The following is a 15227-nucleotide window of genomic DNA, read 5'->3' as shown; positions in this document are numbered from 1 at the left end:
TCGTGACCCCGTTCTACATCGCCGGCCGCCCGGCCGCCAGTGACGACGTCGTCGAGATCCGGCATCCGTATGACGGGCGCCCGGTGGGCAGCACCGCCAATGCCACCCCGGAGCAGGTGGAGGAGGCGGTGGCCGCCGCCGCGGCCGTGGCACCGGTGGCCGCCGCGCTTCCGGCCAGCACCCGCGCCGCCGCGCTCGACCACGTGAGCGCCCGGCTGAAGGAGCGCGCCGAGGAGATCGCGAAGCTGATCACCGCAGAGAACGGCAAGCCGCTGAAGTGGTCGCGTGCCGAGGTCGGCCGCGCCGTCTCGACGTTCCGCTGGGCGGCGGAAGAGGCCCGCCGCTTCTCCGGCGCGGTGCAGCGTCTCGACACCGACCCGATCGCGACCGGCCGGCTCGCCCTGGTCAAGCGGGTGCCGCGCGGCCCGGTGCTCGGCATCTCGCCGTTCAACTTCCCGCTGAACCTGGTCGCGCACAAGGTCGCGCCGGCGCTCGCGGTCGGTGCGCCGATCGTGCTCAAGCCCGCCCCGGCCACGCCGCTGAGCGCGCTGGTGCTCGGTGAGATCCTCGCCGAGACCGACCTGCCCGAGGGCATGTGGTCGATCGTGCCGATCCCCAACGATCGCGCGGCCGCCCTCGTCGCCGACCCCCGGCTGCCGGTCGTGTCGTTCACCGGTTCCGGCCCGGTCGGCTGGCAGATTCGCGACGCGGTCCCGCGCAAGCACGTCACGCTCGAGCTCGGCGGCAACGCGGCCGTGGTCGTCTGCGAGGACTGGGACGACCTCGACTGGGCCGCCTCCCGCATCGCCACCTTCTCCAATTACCAGGCGGGACAGAGCTGCATCGCGGTCCAGCGGGTCTACGTGCACGAGCGGCACTACGACACCCTCGCCGACAAGCTCGTCGCCGCCGTCGAGGGGCAGCGGACCGGCGACCCGTCCGACGAGGCGACCGACGTCGGCCCGCTGATCAGCGCGGCCGCGGCCGAGCGCGTCGAGGCGTGGGTCGCCGAGGCGGTCTCGGCCGGCGCCAAGCTCCTGACCGGCGGGACGCGCGAGGGCGCCTCCTACGCGCCGACGGTGCTGGCGGCGGCACCGGCCGAGGCGAAGGTCGTCACGGAAGAGGTTTTCGGCCCGGTGCTGGTCCTGGAGCGCATCCCGTCGGACGAGGCCGGTTTCGCCGCCGTCAACGACTCGCAGTACGGGTTGCAGGCCGGCGTGTTCACCCGGCGGCTGGACCGTGCGTTCGAGGCGCACCGGGTGCTGGACGTCGGTGGGGTCATCGTCGGTGACGTCCCCAGCTACCGGGCCGACCAGATGCCGTACGGCGGCGCGAAGGCCAGCGGCGTCGGCCGTGAGGGCCTGGCGTCGGCGATGGCCGACTACACCGAGGAACGGGTGATGGTCCTGACCGGCCTCCAGCTGTAGGCCGGTTACGGGAGGTCAGTCCCAGCCGGGCTCCTGCGAGGAGCCCGGCGGCCGGTCGGCGGCCTCGAAGAGCCGCTGGTCGAACACGTCGGGCTCGAGGAAGATGAAGCACTCGTGGTCGACCTCCGCGCGGATCCGCGCCTCGGCCCGGTTGATCGCCTTCGCCACCTGGGCCATGGTCTCCTCCGCCGGCACGGCCACCTTCGCCGCGATCAGCAGCTGGTCGGGGCCGAGGTGCGAGGTACGCAGGTGGATCACCCGCTCGATCGGCGGCTCGCTCTCGATCGCGGCCTCGATGCGCCGGAGGGTGACGTTGTCGGCCGACTCGCCGATCAGCAGGCTGCGCATCCGCTGCGACAGGGTGATCGAGATGACGACGAGCAGGACGCCGATCGCCAGGGTCCCGATCGCGTCCCAGCGCCCGTCGCCGGTGATGACGGCGAGGGTGATGCCGAACAGGGCGAACGTCAGGCCGGTCAGCGCGCCGAAGTCCTCGGCGAGCACCACGGGCAGCTCGGGCGAGCGGGTGGTGCGGATGAACCGCAGCCAGGACAGCCCGTGCCGGGACGGCTCCGCCTCCCGCACCGCCGTGCGCAGCGAGAACGACTCCAGGGCGATCGAGACGCCCAGGACCGCGAAGGCCCAGACAGGGGACTCGACCGGCTTCGGGTGGTGCAGCTTCTCGTACCCCTCGAAGAGGGCGAACACCCCGCCGACGAGGAAGATCACGAGGGTGACGAGGAAGCCGTAGAAGTACCGGAAGCGGGCGTAGCCGAAGGGGTGCAGCTGGCTGGCCCGCTGCCGGGCACGGCGCCCGCCGATCAGCAGCAACACCTGGTTGGCGGTGTCGGCAACGGAGTGGACCGTCTCCGCGAGCAGCGACGACGAGCCGGTGAACAGGTATGCGACGAACTTGCTGAGCGCGATGCCGAGATTGGCGGCGAGCGCGGCGAGAATCGCCCGGAAAGAGTTACCTTCCTCGGCCATGCCTCATCCTGTACCACAACCTTTACTCCATCTCACCTCGGCAACTCCGGACTGACACGTGTACGGAACGCAACCGCACTAGGCTCCTCGGTAGGAACATCGACCACGACAGGGGTGCGGGACTGTGATCGACCTGAGCCGGATCGTCAAGGCGTATGACGTGCGGGGCACCGTGCCCGATCAGCTCAACGAGACGGTCGCCGAGGCGCTGGGACGCGCTTTTGTGCAGACGCTGCGTGCTCGTGGGGAGTTCGCGGAGCGTATCGTCACCGCGCACGACATGCGCGAGTCCGGCCCGGCGCTCGCGGCCGCGTTCGCCGCCGGTGCGCGCGCCGAGGGCGCCGACGTCCTGGAGGCCGGCCTGGGCTCGACGGACCTGCTGTACTACGCGTCCGGCGCCCTCGACCTGCCGGGCGCGATGTTCACGGCGAGTCACAATCCCGCGCAGTACAACGGGATCAAACTCTGCAAGCAGGGCGCCAAGCCGGTCGGCCAGGACACCGGCCTGGCCGAGATCCGCTCCCGGGCGCAGGAGCTGCTCGACTCCGGCTCCCGCGCCGGCGAGCCGAAGGGCTCCGTCGAGCAACGCGGCCTGCTTGCCGACTACGCCGCCCACCTGCGCGGGCTCGTCGACCTCAGCGGCATCCGGCCGCTCACCGTGGTCGTCGACGCCGGCAACGGCATGGCCGGCTACACCGTGCCCGCGGTGCTGGGCGAGGGCCTGCCGCTGACGATCATCCCGCTCTACTTCGAGCTCGACGGCACGTTCCCCAACCACGAGGCGAACCCGCTCGAGCCGGCGAACCTGGTCGACCTGCAGGCGAAGGTCCGCGAGACCGGCGCCGACCTCGGGCTGGCCTTCGACGGCGACGCCGACCGCTGCTTTGTCGTCGACGAGCGCGGCGAGGCCGTCTCACCATCGGTGATCACCGCCATGGTGGCCGTCCGCGAGCTGGCCAAGGTGCCGGGCGCCACGATCATCCACAACCTGATCACGTCGCACGTGGTGCCCGAGATCATTCGGGAGCACGGCGGCGAGCCGGTGCGCACCCGCGTCGGTCACTCGTTCATCAAGGCCGAGATGGCCCGCACCGGCGCGGTCTTCGGCGGGGAGCACTCGGCCCACTACTACTTCCGCGACTTCTGGGGCGCCGACACCGGCATGCTGGCCGCCATGCACACGCTCGCCATGCTCGGCGGCCAGGCGACACCGCTGTCCGCGCTGGCCAAGGACTACGAGCGATACGTCGCCTCGGGCGAGATCAACTCCACCGTCGCCGACCCCGCCGCGAAGATGCGGGAGATCGAGGAGTTCTACGCGGTGCCGGTGGACCGGCTCGACGGCATCACGCTGAGCTTTCCGGACGGCAGTTGGGCCAACGTGCGCCCGTCGAACACGGAGCCGCTGCTGCGGCTTAACGTTGAGGCGCCCACCGCCGAGCGGACGGCCGCCCTGCGCGATGAGATGCTGGGTGTGATCCGCCGCTGACGACCGCTTGAAGGAGATGGCACGCGTGTCCGTCGATCCCGCCTTGCTTTTGATCCTGCGCTGTCCCGACGAACACCACGCCGAGCTCACGCTCGACGCGGACGAGCAGACGCTGACCTGCACGGAGTGCGGGCGGGTCTACGAGATCCGCGACGGCATCCCGGTGCTCCTGCTCGACGAGGCCCGGAACCCCGCCGGCGCGGAGGGAGACCAGCGGTGAACCCACTGGAAGGCACCGCCGGGGTACGTGGACACCGGGAGATCGACCTCGCGCTCCTGGACAACGCCGAAACGCTGGAGCGCAACGATCCCGGTGGCATGCTGCGGGCCACCGCGTCGGCGGGTGCCCAGGTGCGGGAGTCGGCGGCGCTGGCCGCCGAGACGGACCTGAGCTCGCTGGCCGACGAGGGGCGGCCGCGCGCGGTGGTCGTCGCCGGTGTCGGCACTGCCGCGCGCACCGGGGACATCCTGGAAACCGTCGCCGGGCCGCGCTGCCCGGTGCCGGTCCTGGCGCACCGCAGCGCCGGCATCCCCGGCTGGGTCGGCGCCGCCGACGTGGTCATCGCGGTGTCCGCGTCCGGCCGCTCTCCGGAGGCGCTCGCCGCCGCCGAGGCCGCCGGCCGGCGGGGCGCCCGGCTGGTCGCGATCGGTGCGCCCGACACCCAGCTGCACGCCCTCGCCGACCGGTTCCGCGCACCGTTCATCCCGGTGCCGCGGCGTGCCCCGGCCCGGGCCAGCCTCTGGGGCCTGGCGGTGCCCGTCCTGCTGGCCGCCCGCCAGCTCGGCCTGGTCAAGGTCAACGAGGCGGACTTCGCCGAGACGGCCTCCCGCCTCGACGCGGACGCGGACCGCTGCCGGATGACGCTCGAATCGTTCGTCAACCCGGGCAAGAGCCTCGCGCTCGACCTCGCCCACTCGGTGCCGATCGTCTGGGGCTCCTCGCCGCTGGCGACGGTCGCCGCACGGCGGTTCGGCGACACGCTGTCGGCCAACGCGCGCTACCCGGCAGTCGCCGGCGCGCTCGGCGAGGCGGGCCGCGGCCGCGTCGGCCTGCTCGACGGGGTCTACGGCGGGCTCGCCGAGGCCGACCGGGACATCTTCGCCGACCCGTCCGACAACGAGAGCGGCGGACCGACCCGGCTGCGGCTCGTGCTGCTGCGTGACGGCGGCCTCGCCGCCGACGAGGAGGAGCTGGACGGCGAGCCGACAGCTGTCGAGGAGCGGCGCGCCGAGGCTGTCCAGGAGCTGGCCGAACGCCGGGGTGTCCGGGTGAGTCTGATCACCGCCGAGGGCGGATCCGCTCTGGAACGATTGGCGTCGCTCGTCGCCGTGCCGGACTTCGCCTCCATTTATCTTGGACTCGCACACGGCTTCGACCCCATGGCCGTGCCTGCCGTGTCCGAGATGAAGGAGCTGGTCAGTCCATGAGCACAGAGGGTGGGACGAAGGCTGTCGTTGCGGCCCTGTTCGCAAACCTCGGCATCGCGGTCACCAAGTTCGTGGCGTTCCTGCTCACCGGGTCGTCCTCGATGCTGGCCGAGTCGATCCACTCCATCGCCGACTCCGGCAACCAGGGTCTGCTGCTCTTCGGCGGCCGCCAGGCGCAGCGGCGTGCCACTCCGCGCCACCCGTTCGGTTACGGCCGGGAGCGGTACATCTACGCGTTTATCGTGGCCGTCGTGCTGTTCTTCGTCGGCGGCGTTTTCGCGATCTACGAGGCCTGGCACAAGATCGGTCACCCGGAGCCGATCACGTCGTGGCAGTGGGTGCCGGTGACGGTGCTCGTGGCTGCCATCGTCATGGAGGGCTTCTCGTTCCGCACGGCCATCATCGAGACCGCGAAGGTCAAGGGCGACGCCGGCTGGTGGCAGTTCATCCGGCGGGCCAAGCAGCCCGAGCTGCCGGTCATCCTGCTCGAGGACTTCGCCGCCCTGGTCGGTCTCGTCCTGGCGCTCTTCGGCGTGAGCATGACCCTGATCACCGGCGACGGCATCTGGGACGGCATCGGCACAGCCGCGATCGGTGTCCTGCTGATCGCGGTCGCCGCGATCCTCGCCGTCGAGATGAAGAGCCTGCTCGTCGGCGAATCGGCCACCGACGAGCAGGTCGACGCGATCGAGAAGGCCATCACCGACGGGCCCGAGGTCGAGCGCGTGATCCACATGCGGACCGTGCACCTCGGCCCCGACGAGCTGCTGGTCGCCGCGAAGATCGCGGTCCGGCACAACGAGACCGCCGAGGAGATCGCCAACGGCATCGACGCGGCCGAGTCCCGCATCCGCAAGGCCGTGCCGATCGCCCGTGTCATCTACCTGGAGCCCGATATCTACCAGGCGGGGAGGGCCGGCAAGGAGCCGGTGGCCCCGTCCGCGGCGGAGGCGCATTAGCGGTGGAACTGCTCGAGAGCCCGATCCGTAAGTACGCATGGGGGTCGCACACCGCGATCGCGACCCTGCAAGGACGCCCGGCCCCGACGGCCGACCCGGAGGCGGAGCTGTGGATGGGCGCACATCCGGCCAGCCCGTCCCGGCTCTCGGTGAGCGGTTCGTCGCTCGTCGACGCCATTGCCGCCGATCCGGTCACGCTGCTCGGCGAGTCCAGCGTCGAGCGGTTCGGGCCTCGGCTGCCGTTCCTGCTCAAGGTGCTGGCCGCGGCCCAGCCGCTGTCGCTGCAGGCCCACCCGGACCTGCGGCAGGCGCAGGAGCGGTTCGCGGCGGGCCACGCGTCCTACGTCGACGCCTGGCACAAGCCGGAGATGCTCGTCGCGCTCACCGACTTCGACGCGCTGTGCGGGTTCCGTGACCCGGCGGAGACCGCCCGCGACCTGTCAGCGCTGGCTGTCCCGCGGCTCAAGTCGACGATCGACGCCCTGAGCCTGCCGGACCCGGCCGCGGCCCTGCACGACGCGGTGCGCGGCCTGCTCGCCCACCCCGACGCCGAGCTGGTCGACGACGTGGTGGCCGCCTGCCGGCCGCGCACCCGCGAGCACAGCTCCTACGCGCTGGCGGTCGAGCTGGCACAGCAATACCCGGGCGACGCCGGCGTGATCGTCGCCATGCTGCTCAACCGGGTGCGGCTCCGGCCTACCGAGGCGGTCTGGATGCCGGCGGGCAACCTCCATGCATACCTGAAGGGCGTCGGCATCGAGATCATGGCGGCGTCGGACAACGTCCTGCGGGGCGGCCTGACCCCGAAGCACGTCGACGTCGACGAGTTGCTGCGGGTGCTCCGCTTCGAGGTCCTCGCCGACCCTGTGACGCGTCCGGTGGAGCTGGCGCCGGGCCTGACGGCCTACCCGGTGCCGATCCAGGACTTCACTCTCCACCGCGCGGTCGTCGGCACCGACACCCCGGCGGTGAAGTTCCCGGGCGCCGGCCCGCGGATCGTGCTTTGCCTGCGGGGCACGGTGCGGATCGACGACGGCGTGGTGCCGGTGACGCTGACCCCGGGCCAGGCGGCGTTCGCCCCGGCGCACCGCTCGGAACTGTCGCTGAGCGGCACCGGCGAGGCGTTCCAGGCCGCCACTCCCTGATCGCGGACGGCGGCCGGGCGCGACAGGCGCCCGGCCGCCTCCGGATCCGGCGACCTGCAGCGGGTCGGCTCGGCGTGGCGAGCCATCCTGTGGACGCTGAGAAGGCAGACGGGCAGGCCCGGCGGGGTTGCTGCCGGGTGTCCGTGAGCGGGTTGCGGCCGGGCGCAGGGAGGCCTCGCCGGTCCGCGCCGCCCGCGCCGCCGGTCCGCGCCGCCCGCCGTCTGTCCGTGGCTGGCGTCTACCCGTGCTGCCGTCCGTTCGTGCGCGCCTGGCGTCCGTTCGTTGCCTGGCGCCCGCCGCCGCGACTTGTGGTGACGCCGCGCGGCGTCGAACCTCACGAGCAGCCGTCGCCGTCAGGCACCGCCGGAAGCTGAGGCCGCTGCTTCCGTTACGCGGGCGGGCCTCGATGCCTGCGCTGCTTGCTGTGCCCGCGGACCGCCGCTCTCCCGACGCCGAGGCTCGCGAAGTCGATTAGCCCGAATTCGGGAGTTTTGCTTGACAGTCCGGTTGCGAAGAGTAGTCTTCTAGCTACGCAGGGTTCGAAACGAGCTCGAGCCATATGCGGGGGAACCAAACCGGGGGGAAGCACGGGGCGGTGGGAGCGATCTCACCGCCCCGTGCGCTGTTCTGCGCCGAAATTCTTGCATCATCCTGGACCATCCCGAGGCGATTGGTGCCGCCCAACCCTCGCCGCGTACCGTGAGGAGTCGCCGCAAAGCCTCATGCAGACCAGGAGATTGCATTGACCAGCACGCTGCCGCCGCGGACCGACCAGGGAAACCGCCCGCAGACTGTCGCCGACGGCGATTTCAAGGTGGCTGACCTTTCCCTGGCGGCCTTCGGGCGCAAGGAGATTCAGCTTGCCGAGCATGAGATGCCCGGTTTGATGGCGATCCGTCGGGAGTTCGCCGCGCAGCAGCCGTTGCGAGGTGCGCGGATCACCGGCTCGCTGCACATGACGATCCAGACCGCGGTGCTGATCGAGACGTTGACCGCGCTGGGTGCGCAGGTGCGGTGGGCCAGTTGCAACATCTTCTCCACGCAGGATCACGCGGCCGCGGCGATCGCGGTCGGTCCGGAGGGCACGCCGGAGCGTCCGGCGGGTGTGCCGGTGTATGCGTGGAAGGGCGAGACCCTGGAGGAGTACTGGTGGTGCACCGAGCAGGTGCTGCTGTGGCCGGACGGGCAGGGTCCGAACATGATCCTCGACGACGGCGGTGACGCGACGCTGCTGGTGCACAAGGGTGCCGAGTTCGAGGGTGCCGGTGCGGTGCCGTCGCCGGAGACCGCGGACTCGGAGGAGTATGCGGTGATCCTGCAGCTGTTGCAGCGGTCCCTGGCCGAGGACAACCGGCGCTGGACGCGGGTGGCGGCCGGGATCAAGGGCGTGACCGAGGAGACCACGACCGGTGTGCACCGGTTGTACGAGATGCAGACCAGCGGCACGCTGCTGTTCCCGGCGATCAACGTCAACGACTCGGTGACCAAGTCGAAGTTCGACAACAAGTACGGGTGCCGGCACTCGCTGATCGACGGGATCAACCGGGCCACCGACGTGCTCATCGGCGGCAAGGTCGCGGTCGTGTTCGGCTACGGTGACGTGGGCAAGGGCTGCGCGGAGTCGCTGCGCGGGCAGGGCGCGCGGGTGATCGTGACCGAGGTCGACCCGATCTGCGCGCTGCAGGCGGCGATGGACGGCTACCAGGTCGCGACGATCGAGGACGTGGTCGAGACCGCGGACATCTTCGTCACCGCGACCGGCTGCCTCGACGTGATCACCGCCGAGCACATGGCCCGGATGAAGCACCAGGCGATCGTGGGCAACATCGGCCACTTCGACAACGAGATCGACATGGCCGGTCTGGCCCGCCGTGACGATGTGACCCGGATCAACATCAAGCCGCAGGTCGACGAGTGGAAGTTCGACGACGGCCACTCGATCATCGTGCTGTCCGAGGGTCGGCTGCTCAACCTCGGCAACGCCACCGGGCACCCCAGCTTCGTGATGTCCAACAGCTTCGCCAACCAGACCATCGCGCAGATCGAGCTGTTCACCAAGATCGACGAGTACCCGGTCGGGGTGTACACCCTGCCCAAGCACCTCGACGAGAAGGTCGCCCGGCTGCACCTGGACGCCCTCGGGGTCAAGCTCACCGAGCTGACCAAGAAGCAGGCCGAATACCTCGGCGTGCCGGTCGAAGGCCCGTTCAAGTCCGACCACTACCGCTACTGATCACTGCAGCTCAACGGGGGCCCGGTCGCGTCACGCGGCCGGGCCCCCGCTTGAATACGGCCTCAAACCAGGTCTAAGGTATGGCTGACCTAACTTAGGTACTGCTAACCTACGGAGTTCCGCATGACCGCGATCTACCTGATCGGACTGCGCGAAGGACTCGAGATCACGTTGGTCGTGTCGATCCTCGTGGCGTTTCTGGTCAAGAGTGACCGTAGGCATCTGCTCAAGTGGGTCTGGGCCGGCGTCGCCGCCGCAGCCGCGATCTCCATCGGCTTCGCCACCCTGCTCGAGGTCGGCGCCGCGGAGCTGAGCTTCGAGCAGCAGGAGACGTTCGAGGCGGTCGCATCGTTCATCGCCGTCGTCTTCGTCACCTGGATGATCTTCTGGATGCGCCGGATGGCCCGGCGCATGGCCGCCGAGCTGCGCGGCAAGCTCGAAGAGGCGATCCAGGTCGGCACGTTCGCGGTCGCCGGCATGGCCTTTCTCGCGGTGATCCGCGAGGGCCTGGAGACGTCGATCCTCTTCTACGCCGCGGCGCAAGGCGCCAAGGACACCGCACAGCCGCTGATCGGCATCAGCCTCGGCCTGCTGACGGCGGTCGTGCTGGGCTGGCTGCTCTACGCCAGCGCTATCCGGATCAACCTCACGAAGTTCTTCACCTGGACCGGTGCGCTGCTTGTCCTCGTGGCCGCCGGCATCTTCAAGTACGGCGTCCACGACCTGCAGGAGAGCGGGCTCGTGCCGGGCATCAACACCTACGCGTTCGACCTGACCAAGGCGCTCCCCCCGGACGCCTGGTACGCGGAACTGCTGCGCGGCATGTTCAACTTCACGCCGCAGCCGACGGTCCTGGAGACCGTCGCCTGGGTGGCCTACGGCATCCCGGTCCTCGTCCTCTTCCTCCTGCCGCTGCTGCGCAAGCAGCAGCCGGCCGCGCCCAAACCGGCACCGGAGCCGGCCAACACGAGCGCCTGAGAAACCCCGCAGTACCCCCTCTTCGTAGGAGAACCATGCGCACTTCACGACTGCTCGCGTTCGGCGCCGCCGGCGTCGCCGCGTTGAGCCTGACGGCCTGCGGCGACGACAAGGCCGGCGACGACACCGCGGCGGCCGGCGGCGGAAAGATCACCGTCACCGCGACCGACACCGAGTGCAACGTCTCGAAGACGGAGGCGTCGGCCGGTCCGGTGACCTTCGCCATCAACAACAAGGGTGGCAAGGTCACCGAGTTCTACGTGTACGCGTCCGGCGACCGGATCATGGGCGAGGTCGAGAACATCGCGCCCGGCCTGACCCGCGAGCTCATTGTGGAGCTGCCGGCCGGCACCTACGAGACGGCGTGCAAGCCGGGAATGATCGGCAAGGGCATCCGGGGCGGCTTCAAGGCCACCGGCGACTCGAAGCCGCTCACCGACGACGCCAAGCTCAAGCAGGCGACGCAGGACTACCAGCGGTACGTGAAGAGCCAGACCGGCGCGCTCATCGAGAAGACGACGGAGTTCGTCGACGCGGTGAAGGCCAACGACATCGAGAAGGCCAAGGCGCTGTTCCCGATCGCCCGCACGTACTGGGAGCGCATCGAGCCGGTCGCGGAGAGCTTCGGCGACCTCGACCCGGCGATCGACGCGCGCGACGGCGACCTGGAGCCCGGCGAGGAGTGGACCGGCTTCCACAAGATCGAGCAGGACCTGTGGGTCAACAAGGACGTCAGCAAGGACGGCCCGATCGCCGACAAGCTGCTCGCCGACGTGAAGACGATCGTCGAGAAGGCCAACACCGTCGAACTCTCCCCGCTCCAGCTCGCCAACGGCGCGAAGGAGCTGCTCGACGAGGTCGCCACCGGCAAGATCACCGGTGAGGAGGACCGCTACTCGCACACCGACCTGTGGGACTTCGCGGCCAACCTCGAGGGCTCGAAGGCCGCGATCGCCGCGCTCCGGCCGGTGATCGAGGAGAAGGACGCCGCGCTGGCGAAGACCCTCGACGACAAGTTCGCCGCGGCCCAGGCCGAGCTGGACAAGCACCGCAAGGGCGACGGCTGGAAGCTGCACAACGAGCTGAACCAGGACGAGCTCAAGTCGCTCGGTGACTCGATCAACGCGCTGGCGGAGCCGATCAGCAAGGTCGCCCCGCTGGTCGCCGGCAAGTAGCAGGCGAAGTGGCCGCGGGGGCTCCCACCCTCGCGGCCATCCATCATGGAGGGTTGGACATGGACCGCCGCAAGATGCTTGGGCTCGCCGGTGCAGGGGCGTTCGGCGCCGCGGCCGCGGGTGTCGTCGGCACGCAGGTGTTCGACGGGGTGAACCATTCCGCTCACGCGGCCGACGCCGGCGCGGCCATCCCCTTCTACGGTGAGCACCAGGCCGGCATCGTGACGCCGGCCCAGGACCGGTTGCACTTCGTCGCCTTCGACGTCATCACCGACAAGAAGGAGGACCTGGTCGAGCTGCTGCAGAAGTGGACCATGGCGGCGGCCCGGATGACCGCCGGCAAGGACGCGGGCAGCATCGGCGCGGTCAACGGCGCGCCCGAGGCGGCACCGGACGACACCGGCGAGGCGTTGGGTCTGCCGCCGTCCGGGCTGACGCTGACCATCGGCTTCGGCCCGACGCTCTTCCGGGACGCCGAGGGCAGGGACCGGTTCGGCATCGCCGACAAGCGGCCGCCGGCCCTCGCCGACCTGCCGCGCTTCGCGAAGGACGCGCTCAAGCCGGAGATCTCCGGCGGCGACCTCTGCGTGCAGGCGTGCGCGCACGATCCGCAGGTGGCCGTCCACGCCGTGCGCAACCTGGCCCGGATCGGCTTCGGTGTGGTGAGCGTGCGCTGGTCCCAGCTCGGCTTCGGGCGCACCTCGTCGACCTCGCGCAGCCAGACCACCGCGCGCAACCTGTTCGGCTTCAAGGACGGCACCGCCAACCTCAAGGCCGAGGACACCAAGCTGCTGCAGGAGCAGCTCTGGGTCCAGCCGGGTGACGGGCCGGACTGGATGACCGGCGGCTCCTACGTCGTCACCCGCAAGATCCGCATGCTCATCGAGACGTGGGACCGCACGTCACTCGGCGAGCAGGAGACGATCATCGGCCGTGACAAGGGCGAGGGCGCGCCGCTGGGCAAGAGCAAGGAGTTCGACGAGCCGGTCTTCGCCGCCGTCGGCAGCGACGGCGAGCCCGCCATCGCGATGGACTCCCACGTCCGGCTGGCGCACCCCGACTTCAACAACGGCGCCCGGCTGCTACGCCGGGGGTATAACTTCGTCGATGGCTCCGACGGGCTCGGCCGTCTCGACGCGGGGCTGTTCTTCATTGCATACCAACGGGATCCGCGCAAGCAGTTCGTGCCGATGCAGACGCAGCTCGCCCGGCAGGACGCACTCAACGAGTACATCCGCCATGTGTCAAGTGGTTTGTTCGCCTGCCCCTCGGGCATCAAGGCGGCCGACGACTACTGGGGGCGTGCGCTATTCGGGTAGATACGGGGGATTGTTTCCGGGGCATTTCGGACTCGTATCCCCAAGATCTACTTTCACCATCTGTAATATTTGAACCGCGCAGCGTCCATCCAGGCCGGAAAATCGTCACGGAAGAGTCCGCATAACGGGACAGTTACGAATCTCTACATCCTCTATGCAGGTAGCCGCCCGCGTCGTTTCCTTTAGGCACCACAACGCGGCCCGGTTGGCCCACGGTCGTGCCCGCGACCGCGGACTCCATCGTGGCCCGGGTGCGCGTTTCTGACTGGAGGGGACATGCGCACGAGATCGAAGGGGCTTACCAGCCTCGTTGCGGTCGGGGCGGCCACAGTGCTCGCCCTGAGCGCTTGCGGTGGCGGCGGCGACAGTGACAAGGGTACGCCGACGTCCAACGCCGGTTTTGCGGACTGCGAGAAGAACCCGAACACCTGCAACGGTGGTCAGGCCAAGCCGGGCGGTGAATACATCTTCGGGCTGGAGCAGAGCTTCACCAGCTGGAACATCAACACCGAAGAGGGCAACACCTTCGACGCGTCCAAGGCGATGTCCGGGCTCATCCCGCAGGTCTACAAAGCGGACCCGGCTGGTCAGATGCAGCTCAACGCCGACCTGATGGTCTCGGCGGAGCTCACCAACCAAAACCCCCAGACGGTGGTTTACAAGATCAAGCCCGACGCGGTCTGGAACGACGGCACGCCGATCAGCGCTGACGACTTCACCCTCGCCTGGAAGCAGAACTCCGGGAAGAAGGAGCACTGCAGCGGCTGCACGCCGGCCACCACCTCCGGCTACGACCTCATCAAGAGCATCGTCGGCTCCGACGGCGGCAAGACGGTCACCCTGACCTTCGAGGACGGCAAGACCTATGCCGACTGGAAGGGTCTCTACTCGACCGACGGGCTCTACCCGGCCCACCTCGCCACCAAGCAGGGCTTCGACCTGAGCAAGCCCGAGGGCGTCAACAGCGCCGCCGACTGGTTCAGCGAGACGGTGCCCACCTGGTCCGGCGGCCCGCTGCTCATCGACACGTTCACCAAGGACCAGTCGCTGGTCCTCAAGAAGAACGACAAGTGGTACGGCAAGGTCAAGCCGTCGCTCGACAAGGTCGTCTTCAAGTTCATCATCGACCAGGGCTCCGTGATCCCGGCGCTGCGCAACAAGGAGATCCTCGGTATGTCGCCGCAGCCGAACGCGGCGCTGGTGAACGGGGCGAACGAGACGCCCGGTGTCATCTACCGCATCGGCCACGGGTACACGTGGGAGCACCTTGACCTGAACCTGAAGAACAAGTACCTGGCCGACGTCGCGCTGCGCCAGGCGATCTTCACGGCGATCAATGTCAAGTCGGTCATCGACAAGACCTACGGCGTCTTCGACAAGCAGGCCAAGCCGCTCGGCAGCCACAACCTCTTCCCCGGCGACCCCAACTACAAGGACGTCGTCGCGCCGACCGGCCAGGGCTCCGGGGACGTCGAGAAGGCGAAGAAGATCCTGACCGACGCCGGCTACAAGATCGAGAACGGCAAGCTGATCACCAAGAGCGGCGAGCCCGTTCCGGCGCTGCGCTTCCGGCACACCAAGGGCAACCAGCTGCGTGCCACCACGGGTGAGCTGGTCCAGGCGGCGCTGAAGAACATCGGTGTCGAGGTCAAGATCGAGGTTACCGAGACGCTGGGCAAGACGCTCTCCACGGGTGATTTCGACATCATGATCTTCGCCTGGGTCGGCAGCCCGCTCTTCCAGGGCTCGGCCGAGCAGAACTGGGTCACCGGCAACGGCGGCAACTACGGCGGCTACTCCAACGCCGACGTCGACCGGCTGGTCAAGCAGGGTGCGCAGGAGCTCGACGCCAAGAAGGCAGCCGACCTGCTCAACCAGGCCAACGAGATCATGGCGAAGGACGCGTACGTGCTGCCGCTCGTGCAGAAGCCGACGCTGACCTTCACGTACTCCGACTACGTCAATATCCGCGACAACGCGACGCAGTGGGGCCCGACGTACAACATCCAGGAGTGGGGCCAGAAGGCCGCCTGAGTCTGGGCTCGAACACACACGGGGACCCCGGACGCCTCAACCGGCGTCCGGGG

The 15227-nt window shown here is 69.4% G+C and carries 12 protein-coding genes; 11 read left to right on the top strand and 1 reads right to left on the bottom strand.

All coding sequences use genetic code 11. The annotated features are described in order from the left end of the window. Nucleotides 1-2 precede the first annotated feature (2 nt). The gene (locus Dfulv_RS43210; protein ID WP_406567878.1) at nt 3-1427 is read left to right on the top strand and encodes an aldehyde dehydrogenase family protein; all 1425 of its coding nucleotides are present in this window, start codon (nt 3-5) and stop codon (nt 1425-1427) included. A gap of 15 nt (nt 1428-1442) precedes the next feature. Here Dfulv_RS43210 and Dfulv_RS43205 read toward each other — a convergent pair whose 3' ends face one another. Next, complete coding sequence (locus tag Dfulv_RS43205; RefSeq protein WP_259859602.1) at nt 1443-2414, bottom strand: cation diffusion facilitator family transporter; 972 nt, start codon at nt 2412-2414, stop codon at nt 1443-1445. 124 nt (nt 2415-2538) lie between these two features. Here Dfulv_RS43205 and Dfulv_RS43200 point away from each other — a divergent pair, with 124 nt between their 5' ends. From Dfulv_RS43200 to Dfulv_RS43155, 10 genes are all read left to right on the top strand, one after another. Continuing rightward, nucleotides 2539-3903, top strand: coding sequence for a phosphomannomutase/phosphoglucomutase (locus Dfulv_RS43200; protein ID WP_259859601.1), 1365 nt, complete (start codon nt 2539-2541; stop codon nt 3901-3903). A 25-nt stretch (nt 3904-3928) separates the two neighbouring features. Beyond that, nucleotides 3929-4123, top strand: a complete 195-nt coding sequence (locus tag Dfulv_RS43195; protein WP_259859600.1) for a Trm112 family protein — start codon at nt 3929-3931, stop codon at nt 4121-4123. Nucleotides 4124-4128: 5 nt separating this feature from the next. Then, nucleotides 4129-5331, top strand: coding sequence for an SIS domain-containing protein (locus tag Dfulv_RS43190; RefSeq protein ID WP_259869318.1), 1203 nt, complete (start codon nt 4129-4131; stop codon nt 5329-5331). Continuing rightward, nucleotides 5328-6290, top strand: coding sequence for a cation diffusion facilitator family transporter (locus Dfulv_RS43185; protein WP_259859599.1), 963 nt, complete (start codon nt 5328-5330; stop codon nt 6288-6290). Before Dfulv_RS43190 ends, Dfulv_RS43185 begins: the two co-directional genes overlap by 4 nt. Before the next feature lie 2 nt (nt 6291-6292). Beyond that, nucleotides 6293-7435 carry a mannose-6-phosphate isomerase, class I gene (gene manA / locus Dfulv_RS43180; protein ID WP_259859598.1) on the top strand — a complete coding sequence of 381 codons (1143 nt, stop codon included), beginning with the start codon at nt 6293-6295 and terminating at the stop codon, nt 7433-7435. 742 nt (nt 7436-8177) lie between these two features. Continuing rightward, nucleotides 8178-9668 carry an adenosylhomocysteinase gene (gene ahcY / locus Dfulv_RS43175; protein WP_259859597.1) on the top strand — a complete coding sequence of 497 codons (1491 nt, stop codon included), beginning with the start codon at nt 8178-8180 and terminating at the stop codon, nt 9666-9668. Nucleotides 9669-9791: 123 nt separating this feature from the next. Then, on the top strand, nt 9792-10646 hold the full coding sequence (gene efeU / locus Dfulv_RS43170; RefSeq protein WP_259859596.1) for an iron uptake transporter permease EfeU: 855 nt from the start codon (nt 9792-9794) through the stop codon (nt 10644-10646). Between the two features lie 35 nt (nt 10647-10681). Continuing rightward, nucleotides 10682-11821 (top strand): iron uptake system protein EfeO, encoded by a 1140-nt coding sequence (efeO, locus tag Dfulv_RS43165; RefSeq protein WP_259859595.1) that lies wholly within the window; start codon nt 10682-10684, stop codon nt 11819-11821. Nucleotides 11822-11880: 59 nt separating this feature from the next. Continuing rightward, nucleotides 11881-13140, top strand: a complete 1260-nt coding sequence (efeB, locus tag Dfulv_RS43160; RefSeq protein WP_259859594.1) for an iron uptake transporter deferrochelatase/peroxidase subunit — start codon at nt 11881-11883, stop codon at nt 13138-13140. A gap of 276 nt (nt 13141-13416) precedes the next feature. Beyond that, nucleotides 13417-15174: an ABC transporter family substrate-binding protein gene (locus Dfulv_RS43155; RefSeq protein ID WP_259859593.1), complete on the top strand. Its 1758-nt coding sequence runs from the start codon at nt 13417-13419 to the stop codon at nt 15172-15174. The last annotated feature ends 53 nt before the right edge of the window (nt 15175-15227 follow it).

This window comes from Dactylosporangium fulvum (assembly GCF_025137375.1).
Lineage (GTDB): Bacteria > Actinomycetota > Actinomycetes > Mycobacteriales > Micromonosporaceae > Dactylosporangium > Dactylosporangium fulvum.
The sequence above is the reverse complement of the archived record's forward strand: the minus strand, read 5'-3'. Positions and strand labels throughout refer to the sequence as shown.